We start from the raw sequence: 16,981 nt of genomic DNA on the forward strand, positions 1-16,981 counted from the left end.
GTCGGGGTCATCTTCTGGCGTCCTAGCGAAAACGTTTATTCGAGATCGCCAAGAGATTGGCGGTGTCTAGACGGTACTGCGGGTACCGCTGCCCTACTCCTAGGTTGTAAATTTCAAGGGAGAATAATCATGCAATTGCGCTATGGTGTAATCTTAGCACTTTTCCTGCCATCAGTTCCCTCCTTTGCAGCTTGTACTGTCGATGACGGTGCCCTTACCGAACGCATCAACCAAATTCAGGCATCATACGATAAAAAATTTGAAGAGCGTCGCGCCGGCGTTGAGCGCGAGTCTGAGGACATTAAAAAGGACGCTCCGGATCCGAATGCTGTAGAAGGCGCGATAGGGTTTGAATTGGAGACGAAGTGGAAGGTGCAGGAAGTGAAGCTTCACATTCCGGAGTTTCGCAACGAAGACAAGAAAATCGCGTTGAACCTGCCCCGAGTTGAGATGCGCCAGCAGACGTGGATCTATCACACACCATCAGTACGGATGGAAGCACGATGCATCAACAAACCCCCGGAAACAGTTTGCTCCATGAGAACTAAGTGCATCGGTGGAGGTTGGAGCAAGGTCTGCACGGACATACCAGAATGTTATACGCGAGCGGGTGGACAGATGTGCACCGACATTCCTATCCCTTTTATGCAAGAACAGAAAACGATATTGGGCGTACCCGAGGTGCGCGGCTCGGATCGCCAGGAGGTAGTCCTTTCTATACCAGTTGTAGAAATGAAGCTGCAAACTTGGAAAGTTAACGTTCCTGAGTTCACGCTCAAGAACGTGAAAATTGAGATAAAGAAAACACAGGATCGAGCAAACGCGCTCCAACAGCGCGAGCAAAATGCAGCCCAAGTGCTGACGGAAGGCATGCAAGGCGAGATCAAGAAAGCGAGCGTGGATCACACGGAGACACTCTTTCAGTGCCAAGAGCGGGATCTTCGCGATACAATGACCACAGCCTTGAACGAAATGGATGCGAATATCAACGCCGTCAGAGAGTCGATCAAAAGCGCCCAGTCGTTTGGCGCGAAGGAACTTGAGAGTTCTATGCGTAAGGCCCTAGATGATCTCTTGGCAGCGCGTCAGCAAGCTGCCACTTCGATGGCGGATAGTGTGATGAAGTTAGCAGAGCAGAAAAAGAGCGCGATCGACAAAATCCTTATGGGTGCTCCGCCGGCCAGGTAATAGTGGCACAATCGGGCGGCGATCCGTGAGACGCTGCCCGGTCCTTTGCTTCGGTGTTAAGGCTCGCCGCCGGACAGGCATCGCCTAACACAAGTGTTGAGCCTGAAGCTGTTCGGTTACGTCGATCTGGAGGCGCGGGTGCGGCGTGACCATCCGCGGCGAGCGATTCGCCAGTTCGATTGTCGCCGCCGCGCACGCATCATCTCCGAATCTCGTCGGAGCCAATGAACAGGTAAAAGGCCGACGATATCGCGGACCTAGTCGACGAAACGGGAGATCGCTCGACAGCTTGAATGTCTGGCAATTCCAAACGCTCCTTATATGTTCAGTTGACCTCAGGCCGGAGAGAGAGGATTTGACCGTGAATTTGGAACTTCTGACAGCTCTGAAGAAGGTCGAGAAACGTCGGGCGCGGCTAAAGCTGTCTCGCAACGATGCGCTGCAGGTATTGATCAAAGAGGGTATCAACAACTCTCGCGGCGGCTTGACGAAGGAATATGGTGGTCCGACCTTGAAGAAGGTTCGCACCCTCCGTCGTAAATGAGTCGTTCTGCGACATCGCTGGCGGTGGGTTGCGCCGTACGCCTTGGAAAGGGACGTTCCGCCCTTGAAAACGAGGTGCTCTCCCAGTGGAGAGGAAAAGAGTGCGTTCAAGCACCAAACAACCCCGGGCAAAAAGGCGGTTCCTGCCCCTCCCCGTCCAACGTGCTGGGCCGGATCGGTATTCAGACGGCCTGGTTATCGGCCGGAGCAACCGCAATCGCTTCCCTATGATAGGAACTACCGACCTTCAACGAGGGTTGCCCGCCTCCCACCCACGAAGATCTCCAGATCCCGGGAAAACAGGCAGATGAGATCGACACCGCGGCTCAGCGACAACGAAATTGCGCTGTTGTAAGCCGCGCCCCTGTTTGCCTCTGCCGCACCAGATGCTGTTGTCGCGACAATGCGGTAAGACCAGCCCGCGCACTTATAGGAGCTGGACTTCCTCGATCGGCCGAACGCAACCGCTCCATCGTGGGCGCTCTCGTTATCCGCCATCGCTTGCCGAACCCGGCTGCTAAAGTCCTCGCCAAAGACAAAGCCTCCACTCAGCATCGGAACGCGAAGCATCGAAACACAATCCGGCGGCTGTTCGCTTCCGGTGAAGAACACGACCAGCAAAGGGTAGCGAGGAAGGCCTTCAGAATGTACTTTCCGAAGCAGCGCTTCGATATCCATTTCCTCAGACATTTGCTTCGGACATGCCTTCAGGCTTTTCGATCTCGGTTATCATCATCGTTGCGGCCGGGGGTCTGGGCAATTTCACTCCTGTACTTCGGAGTAGACCTATCCTGGGATTACGCCAAGCCATTTTCGGTCACGGTCGCGGTCGTCACCGGCCTCTTGACAGCCTTCGACCGGGTATTGTGGCGGCACTGGCCGTTCCGGCTTTCTCACAAGACACCCGAGCTCTCCGGCGAGTGGGGAGCTGAATTATTGTCCTCCTACGCCGAACAGGGTGGCTGAGAGAATAAGACGATCACTGCACCGCCACGATTACGCAAACCTACAGATCGTTATCGGTTCGATTGGTGACAGGCGAAGAGCCCAACACAAATAGATCCTTTCAGCTTGCTGGACGGCTGATCCGTCACAATGACGGTGTCTATGAAGTGATTGGCGTTTACCAGAGCGACCCCGACATTCTCGCTCACGGCACGCAGACCGAAATCCACTATGGCGCATTCCGCTACCGCGTCATCGGTACGCCGCCGAAGAAGATGAGCGGTCATTACTGGACCGATCGCAATATCAAGGGATCGATCCAACTCAAGAAACGCCTATGAGAACTTGGTCTTCCAGGTACCGACTTTAGAGCGCTCGCCGTTTAATCCAAGCCGAGGTCACGCCGGGAAAGTCGGGCGGATCGGGCTTGTGAGTCAGAAATTTTTGAAGTGCAGGATCAGCAGAAACCTTCTGGAAGCTACCTTCCGCCAAGCCAAGCAACGTACCTTGAGCGTTCGCGTCAGCAACATCCAGGGCCAAATCTGCCTGCTGCTCTTCCGATTGGGTGGCATCGATTCGTAGATAGCGTTCGCCCAGTTGGTGGCGCAGCATGTAATCGACGAGCTGCTGCTGTGAGGAAACGATCGTTCTCAATAGCCGGCCTCGCATCATCCATTTCGCGCTGCCGAGATCGCGACCGAGGGATCGCTTGAGGGAAAATCCGGTCGAAGTGGTGCCGATGCTCAGGATCGAGATCTGACACACATCTTGCTTCAGAAAGTGCGTTGCCTCGTGCAGGGCACATTGGTCAGGGGCATTGGCGACGAGACCGCCGTCGGCATAGTGCGCAGCGCCAACCTCCGCCAGTGGGAAGTAGGTCGGCGCGGCGCTGGTCGCCATGACCACGTCGACCAATCGCGGCTTGGGATGCAGCGTGAAATCCGGGTGATGACCCGTCTTGAACATCTGGACACTCCCCTTCGTCATGTTGAACGCGGGGATGATCAAGCGGTCCTTGCAGGCAGCCAGCATCGTTTGGTCGCCAATAATTTCGGAAACAACGCTCCGCAACGCTTGGCCATCGTATTTCGGCACTTGCCGGACCGGCTGTTGCCACGATCTTGGCGTGACGCGAGCGACGCAACGTATCCCCCATCTGAAGATTGTGATCGAACTAGCCATAAAGACCAAAGCCGACCCTTACGGACTGCGGTCGACAGTAGTTGAGCAAGCCAATGTCCTTCTTCGTCAGTCGCTTAACACCATGCGATGGAGGCTATTGGCAAAGTAAATCCTGCTTTGAACCGATCCATGACCACCATTGTTTCAATGCGCTTTATGTCTGAACTTTCCTCTGTAAGGCGCCGAGCAAACCGCTCGTAATCTTCCATATCGTTTACGGTAACTAGCAAGACGAGGTCAGCCAGACCTGTAACGTAGAATGCGCTCATCACTTCAGGCATCTTGCTAATTTTCCTCTTTAGACGATCAACGGTATCGGCACGCGCGCGCTCCAAGGAAATGAGAACCACTGCGGTCACATTACGCCCAATTGCTTTTGGAGAAATGATGGAAACGTCGGCCTCTATGACACCCGTCGATCGAAGGCGCTTCAGCCGACGTTGAACTCCGGATGCGGATAGGCCGACCTTCCCTCCAAGTTGTTCACTACAGAGGCGATTGTCTCGTTGGACGAGATCAAGAAGACGAAAATCGATCTTGTCGAGTTGCATCACTGCCTCGCGGCCAGCGGATTGCGATCGCGTCGGGGAAGCAGACGCCTGCGCCGCTTGTCCTGACATTTTCGACTCCTCACTACGCCGCCTAGCTGTTGAACGATCGATTTCGCCCGCTGTCATATGCCTTGGAACACCTACTCGGAGCCGAGCTCTTTGCGATACATCGAAGACAGTTCGTGCGCCGATCTCCCCCTCCGCCGGGGCTCACCAAACTCGAACCCGGCCGCCCTCTCAGGATGTCGCGGGTCGGGCCGACGTTTCTATCGATGCGCGCCCCGGACCCGAGCACATATTCCCCGCCACAGACGAGTGTGGTAGACGCTCAAGCTCCGGAGGCGACGGCTTTTTGCTCCTGATCAGCGGAAAGCACTATTGCGTTGACGGTGCGATATGCGAATAGGATGGCGGGACCGATTGTTATGCCTGCCCCAGGATAAATTCCGCGCATCGGCGACGTCATGTCGTTGCCGCAAGCATAAAGACCCTGGATTGCGTTGCCTTGTGCATCCAGGACGTTTCCGTAACTGTCCGTCGCCAATCCGGTCGCCGTGCCGAGCGTTGCCGGAACGATCGGCAGCGCGACAAATGGTCCGTCTTTGATTGGTCCAAGATCTGGATTTTTCCCGACGGTCGGATCGCCGAGCGTGCGATTGAAAGCCGATTCCCCACGCTTAAAGAGGGATCCCGTCCTTGGGCAGCGTGCCCGTTGTGTTCCTCGATCGTCTTTTGAAGCACAGCGGGATCTAGTCCCAGCTGCTTTGCGAGCTCAGAAATCGTTTCACCTGCCTTGACGTAGCCAAGGCGCACATATTTACCGATGCTCAACGTCCAGGGCCATGGCAGTAGGTGTCCCATACCCCTCAACCGAACGAACTGGTGATCGCAGATGAAGTAGAATCGCTTATCTGCTGGATAGCCGTTTTCAAACATTGCCAGGCAAATATCGTGGTACGAATTCGATTCGTTGACGAAGCGTCTGGCATTTGGACCGACAGCAATGACCCCAGGACGGCCGCGGTCGAGCCAGCCGTATGGCACAACCTGCGAGCCGCTGCCGCGTTTCAGGATTGAAACCGGGGTCCAGAAGCCGGCCGATGCGACATCTTTGTCGATGGCGGCCCCGAGCGTAGTTGCAAGCCCAATGCCGTCACCGTTAACATCGGCGTGGGCCAACGTAACATCATGCTGGTGTGCACCACTGAGGTCCGTTCTCAACTGCGCGTTCCGGGCAAAGCCGCCAGTTGCGAGAACAACACCACGTGAGGCGCGCACGCGGATGCCAACGTTGATCCGCTTGATAATGGCACCCGTGACGCGCCAGTCTTCCTTCGTGAGTTCGACCGCTGGAGAATATGGCCAAATTTCTACGCCGTACTCGCGCAGGCTCACCAGCAGCCGCGCGATCAAGGCATTTCCCCCGCTGAGCTCAGTACCACGGCTGAAGCTGAGCCGATCACGCGCATAGCGGCTCAGGCAAGTTAAGACGTGTTTGAGCGACGCAACAGATTGGAGTGGGTTGAGAAAGCTTTTCACCTCACTCGATGAGATCATCATGCCCCCGAGCACAACCCGAATGGGATGACCAATCAAATCGAAGTCCTTGCCTAGAAGCCGCCCATCATAGGGGGCGGGGCTCAGTGCCCGTCCCTTATCAGCGCCGCCAAGTTGGCTCGAGTGATAATCGGGCGTAATGGCTAGGGTAAACTTGACACTCGTGCCGTTCTCGAGCGCGGTTAGCGCCGCCGGGCTGTCTTCAAGATAAGCATCAATGAATTGCGCACGATAATAAACGCCGAGTTCGTGCTGCAGGTATGTCCTCGCATCGGCGATGGTATCATCGATGTTAGCCGCGCGCGCCTGAGCAGAACAGGGAACCCAGACCATGCCATTCGAAAAGGCCGTCGTTCCGCCAAGACGCGGAGATTTCTCGCACGCAAAATGGAGCAGCTGATCGGCCGTGATCGCGACGATCTTCTTGTCTCGCCCAAGCTTGACGGGAGCATAGTGCGTGGCCGCAATGGCCCGCCCCGCGTTCTCGAGCAACCTTGTGGTAAAGACATTGAGGCCGAACAGATCGACCAGCGCCGGATAGAGGATGATGTCGCTGTGAGTGGCCAATTTAGCGAGTAGCGCAGGCCTTGCGCTGCTCACCAGAAGTTTTGGAAAGCCATAAGGCAGCTCAGACACAACTTCGCCGAAAACTGCGCTTCCCCTGCCACCCTCAACCCCGACAATCGCGCTGATCGTTCCTGCCCCCAGGAGGTCACCAACCTTACTGCGCGTCCTTTCAGCAATCTGCTGCAAGAGTTCCGTGGGGGTCTTCGCATCGGCTGGTTTGTCGCGGTCATCCCTCTTAGTGCCGATGTCGATCAGGATGGTCTTGCGGCCGCACGCCTCGATAATGTCCGCAAGGTAAGACGCCTCGCGGCCCTCGGTATCCAGCGTGGCCACGATCGCGACCGCATCCGTAGTCGCGGATCCAGTCGCCAGTTCGGACAGGTTACCATCCCAGGCCGACCTCAGGTCGTCCGTGCAATGGTGAGACACGATCTTCCTCCCAGAACCATTCCTAACAACAGGTGGTCTAGACCCGGCTCTACCCGGGTGTAAGATCCGCGAGGCGTCCAAATGGGTAACATTGGGTAGAAACGTTGAGAGCAGTTCCGGCAAACTTGCCGCACAGATGTCGGACAATAGCTAAAGGCGCAGAATTGCAAGTCTACGCGTCCTCTTTGCGCAGCCTTCCAGAAGGCTCCCTGCTGGTCATGGCGACCCTTGCCAATCCGCGATTGAAACGACTGTCTTTTGCGAGACTTGCTAACCCTCGACAAGACAACGTCAGCTCCTCATGTCTATGCGGCGATAATCATGATCGACCCTTTCGCTTGCTGGGAGGATATGGCCGAATCGTTGAAGGATGCCCGCATCACCGGCGTCGAAAATTTCCGCCCGCATCTATGATCGAGCGGTCGGCGGCGGGCGCACCTGTTGATGCCGGACAGGAGCTCGAACTTCGGCGGATGGAATGGTTCATAAGTCTTGGAAGGCGTTGTTTGCCGTCGCGAGCGATTCTGAAATTGCTGCAGCGGAGAAGCGATTTCGCTCCCATCTGGATGAACTCATCCATCTACCAGCAGAGGCTCTTACACCGAGAACGAGCGAGGAGACGGAGCTGGTAAGCCTTGGCCAGCACGGATCGTGATTACCAATGGTCGCGCTTTTGGATGGGACGACTTCGAAGCGGCCAACTTGAGCGAAGTGACGAGCGGGACTGCTCTGTAAGATCCGCAGCTTCCTGAGCAGGGGTTTGTCTTGACGACCCCAGAAGGCTGCCGGTCGGTTTTGCCATCCTCAAGGGCGGCGTCGATCCGACGCGGGCGCCCCATATGAAGATCAGATCGGGCTAACCTGCGCCGCCTGTCATACGGGGCATCTCGAATACAAGAATGTCAGCATACGGTTCGACGGTGGGCCGGCGATGGTCAATCTCGGCGACGTTGAAAGAGTGATCGGGCTATCGATCGGCTACGCGCTGATGTTGCCATGGCGATTTGAGCGTTTCGCCAGCAAGCTGGAGCGGATCAAAGGGCAAAGCGTCGATCGAAAGCAGATTCGAGGCGATCTGGAGCTCGCACTTCAAAAGATCAAGAACCAAAAGGCAGCGGCCGACAGACTTTTGACGGGACAGGGAGTGGCGGATCTCGACGAAGGGTTCGGTCGACTTGATGCGCTGAACCGGATCGGGAACCAGGTTTTCTATACGAGCCTACTCGATCCCGCGACTGGCGAACTCCGGGACCCACTCCTCAAGGGCAATTTCGCGCGGCACGATGCGCCCGTGAGCTTTCCGCCAATCTGGGACACGCCGTAGTTCCTTTGGGCACAGTATGACGCTTCTGCTCTCAACGAACTCGTTCGCAATTCCGGCGAGGCGCTCGGTGTCAGCGCGACAATCAATATGACAGCGGCCGCGCCCGGACGGCCGCTTTTTGCGTCGTCGATACATCTATCCGAAATCGCGCGGTTCGAAGAGCTTCTTCGCGGCGCCGATCCCTTTTCGGCGGGCGATGCAAGCCGCGGAAAATTTACCGGGCTCGTGGCCCCCAATGGAAGGACGCGCAGGAGAAATTCCGCGGTGACCCGGCCTGGGCGATTGATGAAAAACTCGTCGAACAAGGTCGCGGTCTTTATCGCGCTCACTGCTTTGAATGTCACCCGGGCCCGGTCAACGACACTGCCTTCGACAAAAAGTGGCCGGAAGATTCGTTCTGGAGCCCAGAGAACCCCGATCGCTCAGCCAAGAATGAGAAGAATTGGGTGGAGATCGGCGGACGGCATTATTTCAACGTGGTCCAGATGCCGGTCGCAGCGATCGGCACCGACCCCCAACAATCCAGCGTCCTCACGACGCGGCGCGTTCACCTACCGGCGTCACTCGGATTAAATCCTGCAGATGACCTCAACAAAGCCGGAGGCTGTGGCCTTCCGGCAGATAAAGGGGGAGATCCGCTGTTTGTACTCGCGCTCATGGACGTGGTCGGCAAGACGATTGACTAATGGATGATTGCGAACGGCACTTCTGAAGAAACCAAGCGTCAAATGTAGGGGCCGAGAAAGAACTGCCAAAACCAGCGGGTCTATGTCGGGGCGCGTGCAAGCCGCAACGGCAAGGACGAAGTTGTTCTCGCCCTTGAACCTCAGTACCGGGCGCGCCCGTTGGACGGTGTCTGGGCGGCAGCTCCTTATCTGCACAACGGCTCCGTTCCGACGCTGAGAGACATGTTGGTACCGCAGGGCCAGCGCCCGACGTCGTTTTGCGTCGGCAGCCGTGCGTTCGACCCGGTCAATGTCGGACTTCTTACGAAAAGCACAGTCGGCCGACAGCTGTGCGGCCGGCCTGACGAACTTCGATGTGTCGCTGCTTGGGAACAGCAATCGCGGACATTCCTTCGAGGGCAAGGAAACCGACTTAAAGAAGCTGCCGCCTGGCGTGATCGGACCAGAATTGACCGACGCCGAACGGCGAGCGCTTGTCGAGTATCTCAAGACTCTATGAGCAAGGCGTTGCCCGCCGACCTGTACGTCGGCGCGGCTACGGTGAGACCTTCCGCCGAGCCGATTCATCCCTCTGTCGGCGGCGTGCACCATCGCCGCGAGAGCGAGGACGTCGACGTCGATTTCGCTTGGATCGACCTCGAGCCTTTCGAGGCTTCCGATGACGCTGCCCCTCACCTATCCCAGAGCCCGATTGCCGCTCAGGACGTCGACGCGGAATTCGGCTTCCCAACGACCTGCGAGATCCGGTGCCTGGTCGGCTGGCCCATGCGACCGTCAAAGCATAGAAGGCGTCAAGTGCCTGGCCGGTTGCGGCGCAGACCGCATCAACAATGGATCACACGAATGTCGGCGCCACTCTAGAAGATGGGTCGCAAAACTGCGTCGCACTGTGTGCACCGTCACGCGTTTGTTCAGATCCGCTGCGATGTGGGCCGAGCGGCACGCAGCATACAGAACGGTCGCATCAAGCGGCCGCTAACTGTCCCGGCCGGCAAATAGTCTGCGTGTCGGTCGGGTTAGCCGCCAATAGGCCCTTAGATTGTTAAGAAGTCGTGGCGAGAGCATGACGTCCCTGCCGCCTTTGCCCGCTCACCCGGATTACCATCCGCTGTCTGTCGATATCCGGAATAGCGAGGAAAGCCACTTCCGGCACGCTTAATCCTGCGGCATAGACGTCGTCAGCGCTATGCGGCTCCTTAGGCCCAAGGATTGCCTTCAGAAAGCGCACCACCTCCTCGGCAATCAGCACGACCGGCAGCTTGAGAGGCTCTCGCGCGTAGGCGATGCGCTCGGGAATCTCACTGTGGCCGAGCGTCACGCCGTCGAAAAAGTGCAACGCACATACCATCTGGTTGACATGCTGCCAAGAGATCCCTGTTACCACCAGGTGAACCTGGAACGTATGAACATCCTCCAAGCGGGAGATCGGCTAAAAGCAATCGGCTAGGCTTCGATACCGCGTTGAGATTTGATCGGCTGCGTTGCCGGCGACAAATTGCCCACCGTCATGTCCTTGATCATGCGGCGGCTCACCTGAGCCATCAGAAAACCTCCTGTCTGAAGGGGTCGGCTCTGAGAACCCTCGGATCCTGTCAGACGGCAGTCGGCGCGAGCGGCTTCGTTCAACCGCCAATCAACAAGTGTCGCGCCAAAGACCCACTTTCAGGCAAATCCAAAGCGTAGCTTGTGGAGTCCAAATCGACGGCTGGGAGTTTCTTCCGGGAGGCCAGTTCCTGCCGATGCTTGACTGTTGATCGTTGACCACTCCTTGTCGCGGCGGCGTTGCACCGAAGAGGGTATGCGCATGGCTTCGCGGTACTTCGCGACCGTGCGGCGGGCAATATCGATGCCCAAGGCGCGCAAGCGTTCCACGATGGTGTCGTCCGACAGGATGGCGGAGGGCTCCTCCGAATCGATCAGCTGCTTGATGTGGTGACGCACCGCTTCCGCCGAATGCGCTTCGCCTCCGTCGGCCGAGGCGATCGAGGCCGTGAAGAAATATTTCAGCTCGAACGTGCCGCGGTTGGTCGCCATGTATTTGTTGGCGGTGACACGTGACACCGTGGACTCGTGCATCTGGATGGCGTCGGCGACGGCCTTCAGATTGAGCGGGCGCAAATGCGCGACGCCGTAGGTGAAGAACCCGTCCTGCTGGCGCACGATCTCGGTCGCCACTTTCAGGATGGTGCGGGCGCGCTGGTCGAGCGCGCGCACGAGCCAGGTCGCGTTCTGCAACGCATCGGTGAAATAGGACTTGTCGCCGTCCTTGCCGATCTTCTTCGACAGCTCGGAATAATAGGTCTGGTTGACCAGCACGCGCGGCAAGGTGTCGCTGTTGAGCTCGACATGCCAGCCGCCGTCGGGACCCGGGCGGACATAGACGTCGGGCACCATGGTCTGCAGGCGCGCCGAGCCGAACTTCATGCCGGGCTTGGGATTGAGGCGGCGGATCTCGCGGATCATGTCGGCGATGTCCTCATCGTCGACGCCGCAGATCTTGCGCAGAGCCGCGATGTCGCGCTTGGCGAGCAGATCGAGGTGCTCGACCAGCGCCTGCATCGCGGGGTCGTAACGGTCGAGCTCGCGCAGCTGGATCGCCAGGCACTCGCTTAAGGAGCGCGCGCAGACGCCGGGCGGATCGAATTTCTGCAGCACGGCGAGGACGCTTTCGACCTCGGCCTGCGACGCGCCGAGACGCTCGGCGGCCTGGCCGAGATCGGGCGGCAGATAGCCGGCCTCGTCGACGAGGTCGATCAGGTACTGGCCGATCATGCGATGCCCGGGCGCGGTGGAGGCGACCGAGAGCTGCTCGGCGAGATGGTCCGACAACGTTGTCTCGGCCGCGACAAAAGCTTCGAGATTGTAGTCTTCGTCACCGGAGGCGCCGCCGCCCCATTCGGTATAGGTGGTCGGCGCCGCATCCTGGGCGTTCCGCGAAGCTGCCTCGGCCAGCTGTTCGCCGCTGACCTGATCGACTTCAGTCGGGGCTTCGGCGCCAGCCACATCGTCATTGGCTCGCTCGAGCAGCGGGTTTCGCTCGAGCTCCTCCTCCACGAAGGTGGTGAGATCGAGATTGGACAATTGCAGCAGCTTGATCGCCTGCATCAGCTGCGGCGTCATGACCAGCGACTGCGACTGCCGGAACTCTAATCTCTGCGTGAGCGCCATGAAGCAAGAACCTTTACTGAAGTTGGCCCGCGTTTTGCTCATCTAGTCAGGAGCTGATCCACGCGTATTTGATGTCGCGCAAAAGTAGATGCGAGGTGAGATATTTAATGAAGGCAGCCAACAGCTGGACACCGAAACACTTGCGAAACTCCTTCGTTAAGTCCGTGAGACTAGAGAACTAGAGATTAGGAGGTGGCACTTTGACCCGAGGACATGAACCACAGGACAGTTTCACTGTGGCGACACTCCGATGAAGGACTTGGCAGTCCGCGGCAGTTTTGGTGACTTCTGAGAGTAGCGGCGATCCTACACCATCCCGTAGGACCACCGGCAATAGGTGCGCTAGGATTAGGATCGGTGCCTGCCCGCCACTCTGATAGCCCATTAACAAAGAGCCTTGCTGCACGCTCGGAGTTGGCGCGAACTTTGAAGCCAATCATGGAAGAACGTTGCCCAAACGGACTGGCACTAGGGCTGGCAGTCAAAACAGTTGAGGTGGCGGGTTGAACCGGCCGCGAGATCGGCCCTGCGCCAAAAGAGAAGCGAGGTTATCGTCGCGTTCGGCTGCCTAAAGCCTGCTGCCTGTTAGCGCAGCGCCTGCCCCATGTGGTCGAAAACAAGTCAGCTGCCCAAGTTGCTGAGGCAAAATCGGCGGAAGATCGAACAGCGGGCACTATTGTGCCTGCGCTTCCGCTTGTCCTGGCGAAGGTCCCAACGTATTCGCGATGTCGGTTCTGGGCCTCTCACGCGTCCGAATCTGGGAAGGATACCTTCCTCCTCCAAATTGGCCGGCGTGACCGGGACGATCATGTCGCTTTGTCGAGAGCCTGCGCGAGTTGCTTCGCTTGCAGCGGACTGCCGACAATCACATGGGCCGAAAGGCGTCCGCACGCGCGTAGACCGCCATGCCGTCGCCTATGACCTCGAGCACCACCTCATCGCTGGCCAGCAGAGTCTTGCCAGCGCTTTAGCGCACTCCGCGTCATATCAGCGTTGCCGGCGGAGCCTGCCGCCACCCCAAACATCCCTCCGAAGCTTCGCTGGATGCCGAGTCCAATCACTCGTCTCATCGGCATCTGAGCTGCGGCGAGACGACAAGTGCGAGTTAGAGGCTCTTGCTACAACGTGTTGAGTCGCAGAGGTGGCCAGCTCCAACTCGAACTCCCGGCTCATTGCCTGTATCGCCGGACCCGCAATTCGTGCTCCCGCTGCCTCTGTGCCGATACCAGTACCATACAAAACGCTGTAGAACACCGCAGCGGAACGTTGGCACCGGCAGATCTCATACCGGTTACTAACGCCATTGGGCGGCCAACGAAAAGTTCAAGCGACGGATCAAGATCAAGACCGTTTGCCATCAGCGGCCGCCACGGCAATATTGTCCTGGCCTGCTCACCTCCTGCCAGATCAACATGCGGCAAGGTCGATGGCTGGAGAACCCTTACCACAATGCCCAGATAGGCGATTGACCTCGCTGCACGAGCAGGTCGCTTCACGTTGATGGAAATCGCGCCACAATTGTAAGGCGGCGCTGCCACCGCGGTGAAGCGCACGGCTTCAGCGACCATGGCTTCGTCCACCGGCAAGCCGCTGCCATAGCGCGAACCACCTTGCCTCGGCGAATCGCATCAGGCAGCGGCACCTCGATTGCCTGATCGATAAGGCGGGGACGGCTGGCGCGGCCTCGGTCGCCTCGGGACGGTTGCTGGAGAGAATGAAGATGATGTCGGCGTCTTCCGCCGTCTCGTTGAGCCGCCTGTTTAGCAACACTAGATCGCTTGAGAGGCGGATTGAGAGTCTGGCGCAACGGGACTTGCATGCAACGACGACGCTCCAAGTCCACACCGGGCGCTGTTGCGGGACACCGCATAGGCGCGCCTGATGCGCTTGCCTGCCCAGCTATCTGGTTTGAGCGGCTTCCGTTGAAGTACATCGCCGAAGCCACTAGAGATCGGTTGTCCCGATCCGCGGCAAGAAGGGAAGAGCCCGCCCGAAGACGGGGCCTTTGAGCGTGCCTTCAAACGGGCGCGGAGTTAAATGATGCGGCGTCGGGTTGCTTTGTGTACAGCATTTGTCCGGTTCGCCGCCCCTAGCTTTCTGACGACGTTCTTCATGTGAAAGTTGACGGTATTCTCGCTGACATCCACAAGTCGCCCGATTACCCAGGCTGACTTTCCTTCTGCGACCCAGTATAGGCACTCTGTTTCTCGCTCGGTTAGCGGAATGTCTGTCTCGCAATCTTCATCAAGGGGCGGTGTAATCTGCGCGACAGCGTTGTGAAACGCCGACGCCAATGTCGTGAGATGAGCCATGCGATTGTGCGGATCGGCATCATCGAAGGGAGATGCAAACGATACGAAAGCCAATCGGCCTTGCGATCCAAACAATGGCACGCTTATGCCATGCTTAAGACCTGCTTCTCTGGCCTCGTGCAAGACGCGCAGCTCACGGGGCTGCAGTTTATATTTATTGGTTAGGTCATCCCAAAGAAAGGGCCTTGGCAGCATTGCTGTCCGCCGAACTACCGGGTCGATCGCTCGATACTCTTGCTCAGCATAGCGTTGGCACCAATCAGACGGGAAGTTTATCGTTGGCGGGGGCGGAAGATAGTCCAACAGACGACGCTCATTCGAGCAGGTGAGTGCTCCGTACGCGACTTTATTAAAGCCTTCATTGCTCGCGAAACTCACAAGAAGCTCGAACAGCGCTTTGATTGATCTTGTCTGTGTAGCGCATTCGACGAAGCTGAATAGGTCTGGCCCGCGGCTTTCCCGTCCGCTTGAAGAGAGTGGCATTTTGCCGTGCGATTGGTCATCCATTTCTATTTCCCATTTTACTTGTACAGATGTTGGCTCTGCTTGTTGCAGCTGGACGCCCGCGCGAAGGAAAGCGCCGGGCGCGAAATGTTTGCCCGGGTCCCAGAGCGTACCGATTAGATAGGTGGAGCAAACCGGCACGCGCCCCCTGCAGGTTGAGCCAACGCGGAGCTGACTTGGTTCGTTGCCGACCGGGTCGGGTTGCTATCCGAGCTGCCGAATCGTCACGTGCGTAGCCAGACTCTCGAAAGAATGGCTGGCAAATGATGCAACGGTTGCGGCGGACAAGGTCAGCACTTCTCGTAAGAACATACCAACGTCTCAAGCGGCGACGTAAAGAAGTGCGCTCGGCACGGAACTCTTCGCGCAGCTCGACACGCCTGAGGTCACGGACCGGTGCAGCCCCTCTCCGGCGCTTGCGCATGTTGGGCCGCCACTCGCGGACATTGACAACCAGCTGCTTGATAAGGACGACACCGTGCATGCGATCCTCAGGACTTCCAAGAACCAGCATGGTGGGCACAGCAATTCTCGTACCACTTTCCGATTTGGCAAAATGGCCCCTTAAGAAGAGAGGCACTCAGAGAAAGACGGTCTCATCTGAGTTGTTTCGAGCGAATGCGACATACGTCGAACATGCGACAACGTCGTCAGGCGCGACATCGAATTGATATAGATCATGAGCATGATTGCGGTTGCCTCACCTGCATGTCGCGGAACGGGATGGGCGCCGCCCGTGCGGTCCTAACGCGCAAGCCAAATACAGTACGGGCCTTTCCATCCTTGAAATCGAGCAGCGCAGCAGCAGTTTAGTGTTGCGGGGTCTTTGAGCAGCCGAGGACCGGCGCCTTCAGCGTTTCGCTGTGGCGCGCCTTTGCGAACCGCGCCTTCGGCGTCGTGAGGACTTGCCCCCTCTTTGCAACGCCGGGGAGCGAGCAAATGAAAGAGGAAAGAATCACGGAAGGCTCGTCGTGGATTGATCCGGAGCGCGCTGTTGATAAAGACTCCGGCTAGCGTGGCGGAGATGCTGCGCCTCGCGGGCCCAGGCGTGGGGGTCTGAAGCGGATTACACGCCAGCTCGGATACAGCTTTCACACGATGAAGGGCTAGTAGCGGCGGGTGGGGTGAAGCCGTTCAAGTCGTGTCCGCCCTAACTCTCGCGCACCACATTCTTCAGGTAATGGTAGGCCTTGATAATCTCGACCAGGCGATCCTGCGTAGAGCGGTCGCCGCCATTGACATCGGGATGGTGCTGCTTGACCATCGCCTTGTACTTCGCCTTGATGTCGCCGAGCGTCGCATTGGCATTCAGGCCCATCACCTGCAACGCTTTCCGCTCGGCATTTAAAATCTTGCGCGCCGCAGGCTTGGCCTCCGCGCGGGGGCGGGCACCGGCGCGTCCGTTCAGCTCGAGTTGCGTGCAGAAGGCATGCCAGTCGTCCTCGAAATCGGCCGCGCTGCCGGCCATTTTGCGGGCGCTGATGTTCTCGCCCATCTTCCAGGTCGGACGATGGCCGGTCAGCGCGTCGTTCTGGTAGCGCGCGACCGCTTCCGCGTCCATCCCCGAGAAAAAATTGTAGGACTCATTGTATTCGCGAACATGGTCGATGCAGAAGTGCCAATATTCGCGCGCATTGTCGCGGCCCTTGGGCGCGGGATGGGTCGCCTTGTTTTGGCAACCAGGCCATTCACATAGCGCCGAGGTCTGGCGCTCCCGCGCTTCCTTCTTGTTGATGCGAATGGAGTCGAAGATTTTGGAGGTGTCGATCAGCATGACTGGCTCCGTTAGCGGAGCGGCAGTTAACAGCGCCGCTTGTCTGCTAGAGAATTGCGTTTGGATTGCAAGTTGGTCTCGGCCTCTGCGTCTAGTTAGTGGCACGATGTAGCAGGCACTTCTTAGTCGTCCGTGAAGAAGGCGGGAGAGCGCTGATTTAAGCGATCTTTTGGGCAGGGACAGTTTCGGTGAACGCCCGGATAATGGCACGCAAGAGTTCTGCGAGCCACCGCAGGAGCAGGCCGAAGTTG

At 57.9% G+C, this 16,981-nt stretch carries 14 protein-coding genes and 3 pseudogenes; 7 read left to right on the plus strand and 10 right to left on the minus strand.

Annotated elements, in window-relative coordinates; all coding sequences use genetic code 11:
- The first annotated feature begins 129 nt into the window (after positions 1-129).
- The gene (locus I6F16_RS35585) at positions 130-1,188 is read left to right on the plus strand and encodes a hypothetical protein (RefSeq protein ID WP_225174522.1); all 1,059 of its coding nucleotides are present in this window, start codon (positions 130-132) and stop codon (positions 1,186-1,188) included.
- A 145-nt stretch (positions 1,189-1,333) separates the two neighbouring features.
- A complete protein-coding gene (locus I6F16_RS35590) occupies positions 1,334-1,732 on the plus strand; it encodes a hypothetical protein (protein ID WP_225174531.1) in 399 nt (132 codons plus the stop codon).
- Between the two features lie 29 nt (positions 1,733-1,761).
- Here I6F16_RS35590 and I6F16_RS35595 read toward each other — a convergent pair.
- Both I6F16_RS35595 and I6F16_RS35600 read right to left on the minus strand, forming a co-directional pair.
- Positions 1,762-1,863, minus strand: a pseudogene (locus tag I6F16_RS35595) (nucleotidyl transferase AbiEii/AbiGii toxin family protein); the annotation flags it as partial.
- Positions 1,864-1,968: 105 nt separating this feature from the next.
- Positions 1,969-2,409, minus strand: coding sequence for a hypothetical protein (locus tag I6F16_RS35600; RefSeq protein WP_225174523.1), 441 nt, complete (start codon positions 2,407-2,409; stop codon positions 1,969-1,971).
- Positions 2,410-2,762: 353 nt separating this feature from the next.
- On the opposite strand from I6F16_RS35600, the gene I6F16_RS35605 reads away from it, so the two are divergent.
- Entirely contained in the window at positions 2,763-3,017 is a 255-nt protein-coding gene (locus I6F16_RS35605) for a hypothetical protein (RefSeq protein WP_157784078.1), read from the plus strand.
- 25 nt (positions 3,018-3,042) lie between these two features.
- On the opposite strand, the gene I6F16_RS35610 is transcribed toward I6F16_RS35605, so the two are convergent.
- The 4 genes and pseudogenes from I6F16_RS35610 to I6F16_RS35620 form a co-directional block, all read right to left on the minus strand.
- Positions 3,043-3,858, minus strand: coding sequence for a CBASS cGAMP-activated phospholipase (locus I6F16_RS35610; protein WP_276573580.1), 816 nt, complete (start codon positions 3,856-3,858; stop codon positions 3,043-3,045).
- A gap of 74 nt (positions 3,859-3,932) precedes the next feature.
- Positions 3,933-4,409, minus strand: coding sequence for an Lrp/AsnC family transcriptional regulator (locus tag I6F16_RS35615; protein WP_225174530.1), 477 nt, complete (start codon positions 4,407-4,409; stop codon positions 3,933-3,935).
- A 328-nt stretch (positions 4,410-4,737) separates the two neighbouring features.
- Entirely contained in the window at positions 4,738-5,016 is a 279-nt protein-coding gene (locus I6F16_RS37880) for an FAD-binding protein (protein WP_346656613.1), read from the minus strand.
- 134 nt (positions 5,017-5,150) lie between these two features.
- Positions 5,151-6,962, minus strand: a pseudogene (locus I6F16_RS35620) (FAD-binding protein); the annotation flags it as partial.
- A gap of 931 nt (positions 6,963-7,893) precedes the next feature.
- Here I6F16_RS35620 and I6F16_RS35625 point away from each other — a divergent pair.
- From I6F16_RS35625 to I6F16_RS35635, 4 genes and pseudogenes are all read left to right on the plus strand, one after another.
- Positions 7,894-8,286: a hypothetical protein gene (locus I6F16_RS35625; protein ID WP_225174525.1), complete on the plus strand. Its 393-nt coding sequence runs from the start codon at positions 7,894-7,896 to the stop codon at positions 8,284-8,286.
- A 446-nt stretch (positions 8,287-8,732) separates the two neighbouring features.
- Complete coding sequence (locus I6F16_RS35630; protein WP_225174526.1) at positions 8,733-8,972, plus strand: hypothetical protein; 240 nt, start codon at positions 8,733-8,735, stop codon at positions 8,970-8,972.
- A 159-nt stretch (positions 8,973-9,131) separates the two neighbouring features.
- A pseudogene (locus I6F16_RS38305) lies at positions 9,132-9,178 on the plus strand (hypothetical protein); the annotation flags it as partial.
- Between the two features lie 83 nt (positions 9,179-9,261).
- Positions 9,262-9,471, plus strand: coding sequence for a hypothetical protein (locus I6F16_RS35635; protein WP_225136134.1), 210 nt, complete (start codon positions 9,262-9,264; stop codon positions 9,469-9,471).
- A 543-nt stretch (positions 9,472-10,014) separates the two neighbouring features.
- Here I6F16_RS35635 and I6F16_RS35640 read toward each other — a convergent pair.
- The 4 genes from I6F16_RS35640 to I6F16_RS35655 all read right to left on the minus strand — a co-directional run bounded on the left by I6F16_RS35640 (position 10,015) and on the right by I6F16_RS35655 (position 16,730).
- On the minus strand, positions 10,015-10,389 hold the full coding sequence (locus I6F16_RS35640; RefSeq protein ID WP_225174527.1) for a hypothetical protein: 375 nt from the start codon (positions 10,387-10,389) through the stop codon (positions 10,015-10,017).
- Positions 10,390-10,634: 245 nt separating this feature from the next.
- The gene (gene rpoN / locus I6F16_RS35645) at positions 10,635-12,140 is read right to left on the minus strand and encodes an RNA polymerase factor sigma-54 (protein WP_225174528.1); all 1,506 of its coding nucleotides are present in this window, start codon (positions 12,138-12,140) and stop codon (positions 10,635-10,637) included.
- 2,033 nt (positions 12,141-14,173) lie between these two features.
- Positions 14,174-14,959, minus strand: coding sequence for a LuxR family transcriptional regulator (locus tag I6F16_RS35650; protein WP_225157456.1), 786 nt, complete (start codon positions 14,957-14,959; stop codon positions 14,174-14,176).
- A gap of 1,147 nt (positions 14,960-16,106) precedes the next feature.
- Positions 16,107-16,730 (minus strand): J domain-containing protein, encoded by a 624-nt coding sequence (locus tag I6F16_RS35655; protein ID WP_225174529.1) that lies wholly within the window; start codon positions 16,728-16,730, stop codon positions 16,107-16,109.
- Between the last annotated feature and the right edge of the window lie 251 nt (positions 16,731-16,981).

The sequence above is a fragment of the Bradyrhizobium sp. IC4060 genome, assembly GCF_020193715.1.
GTDB classification, from domain to species: Bacteria; Pseudomonadota; Alphaproteobacteria; order Rhizobiales; family Xanthobacteraceae; genus Bradyrhizobium; species Bradyrhizobium yuanmingense.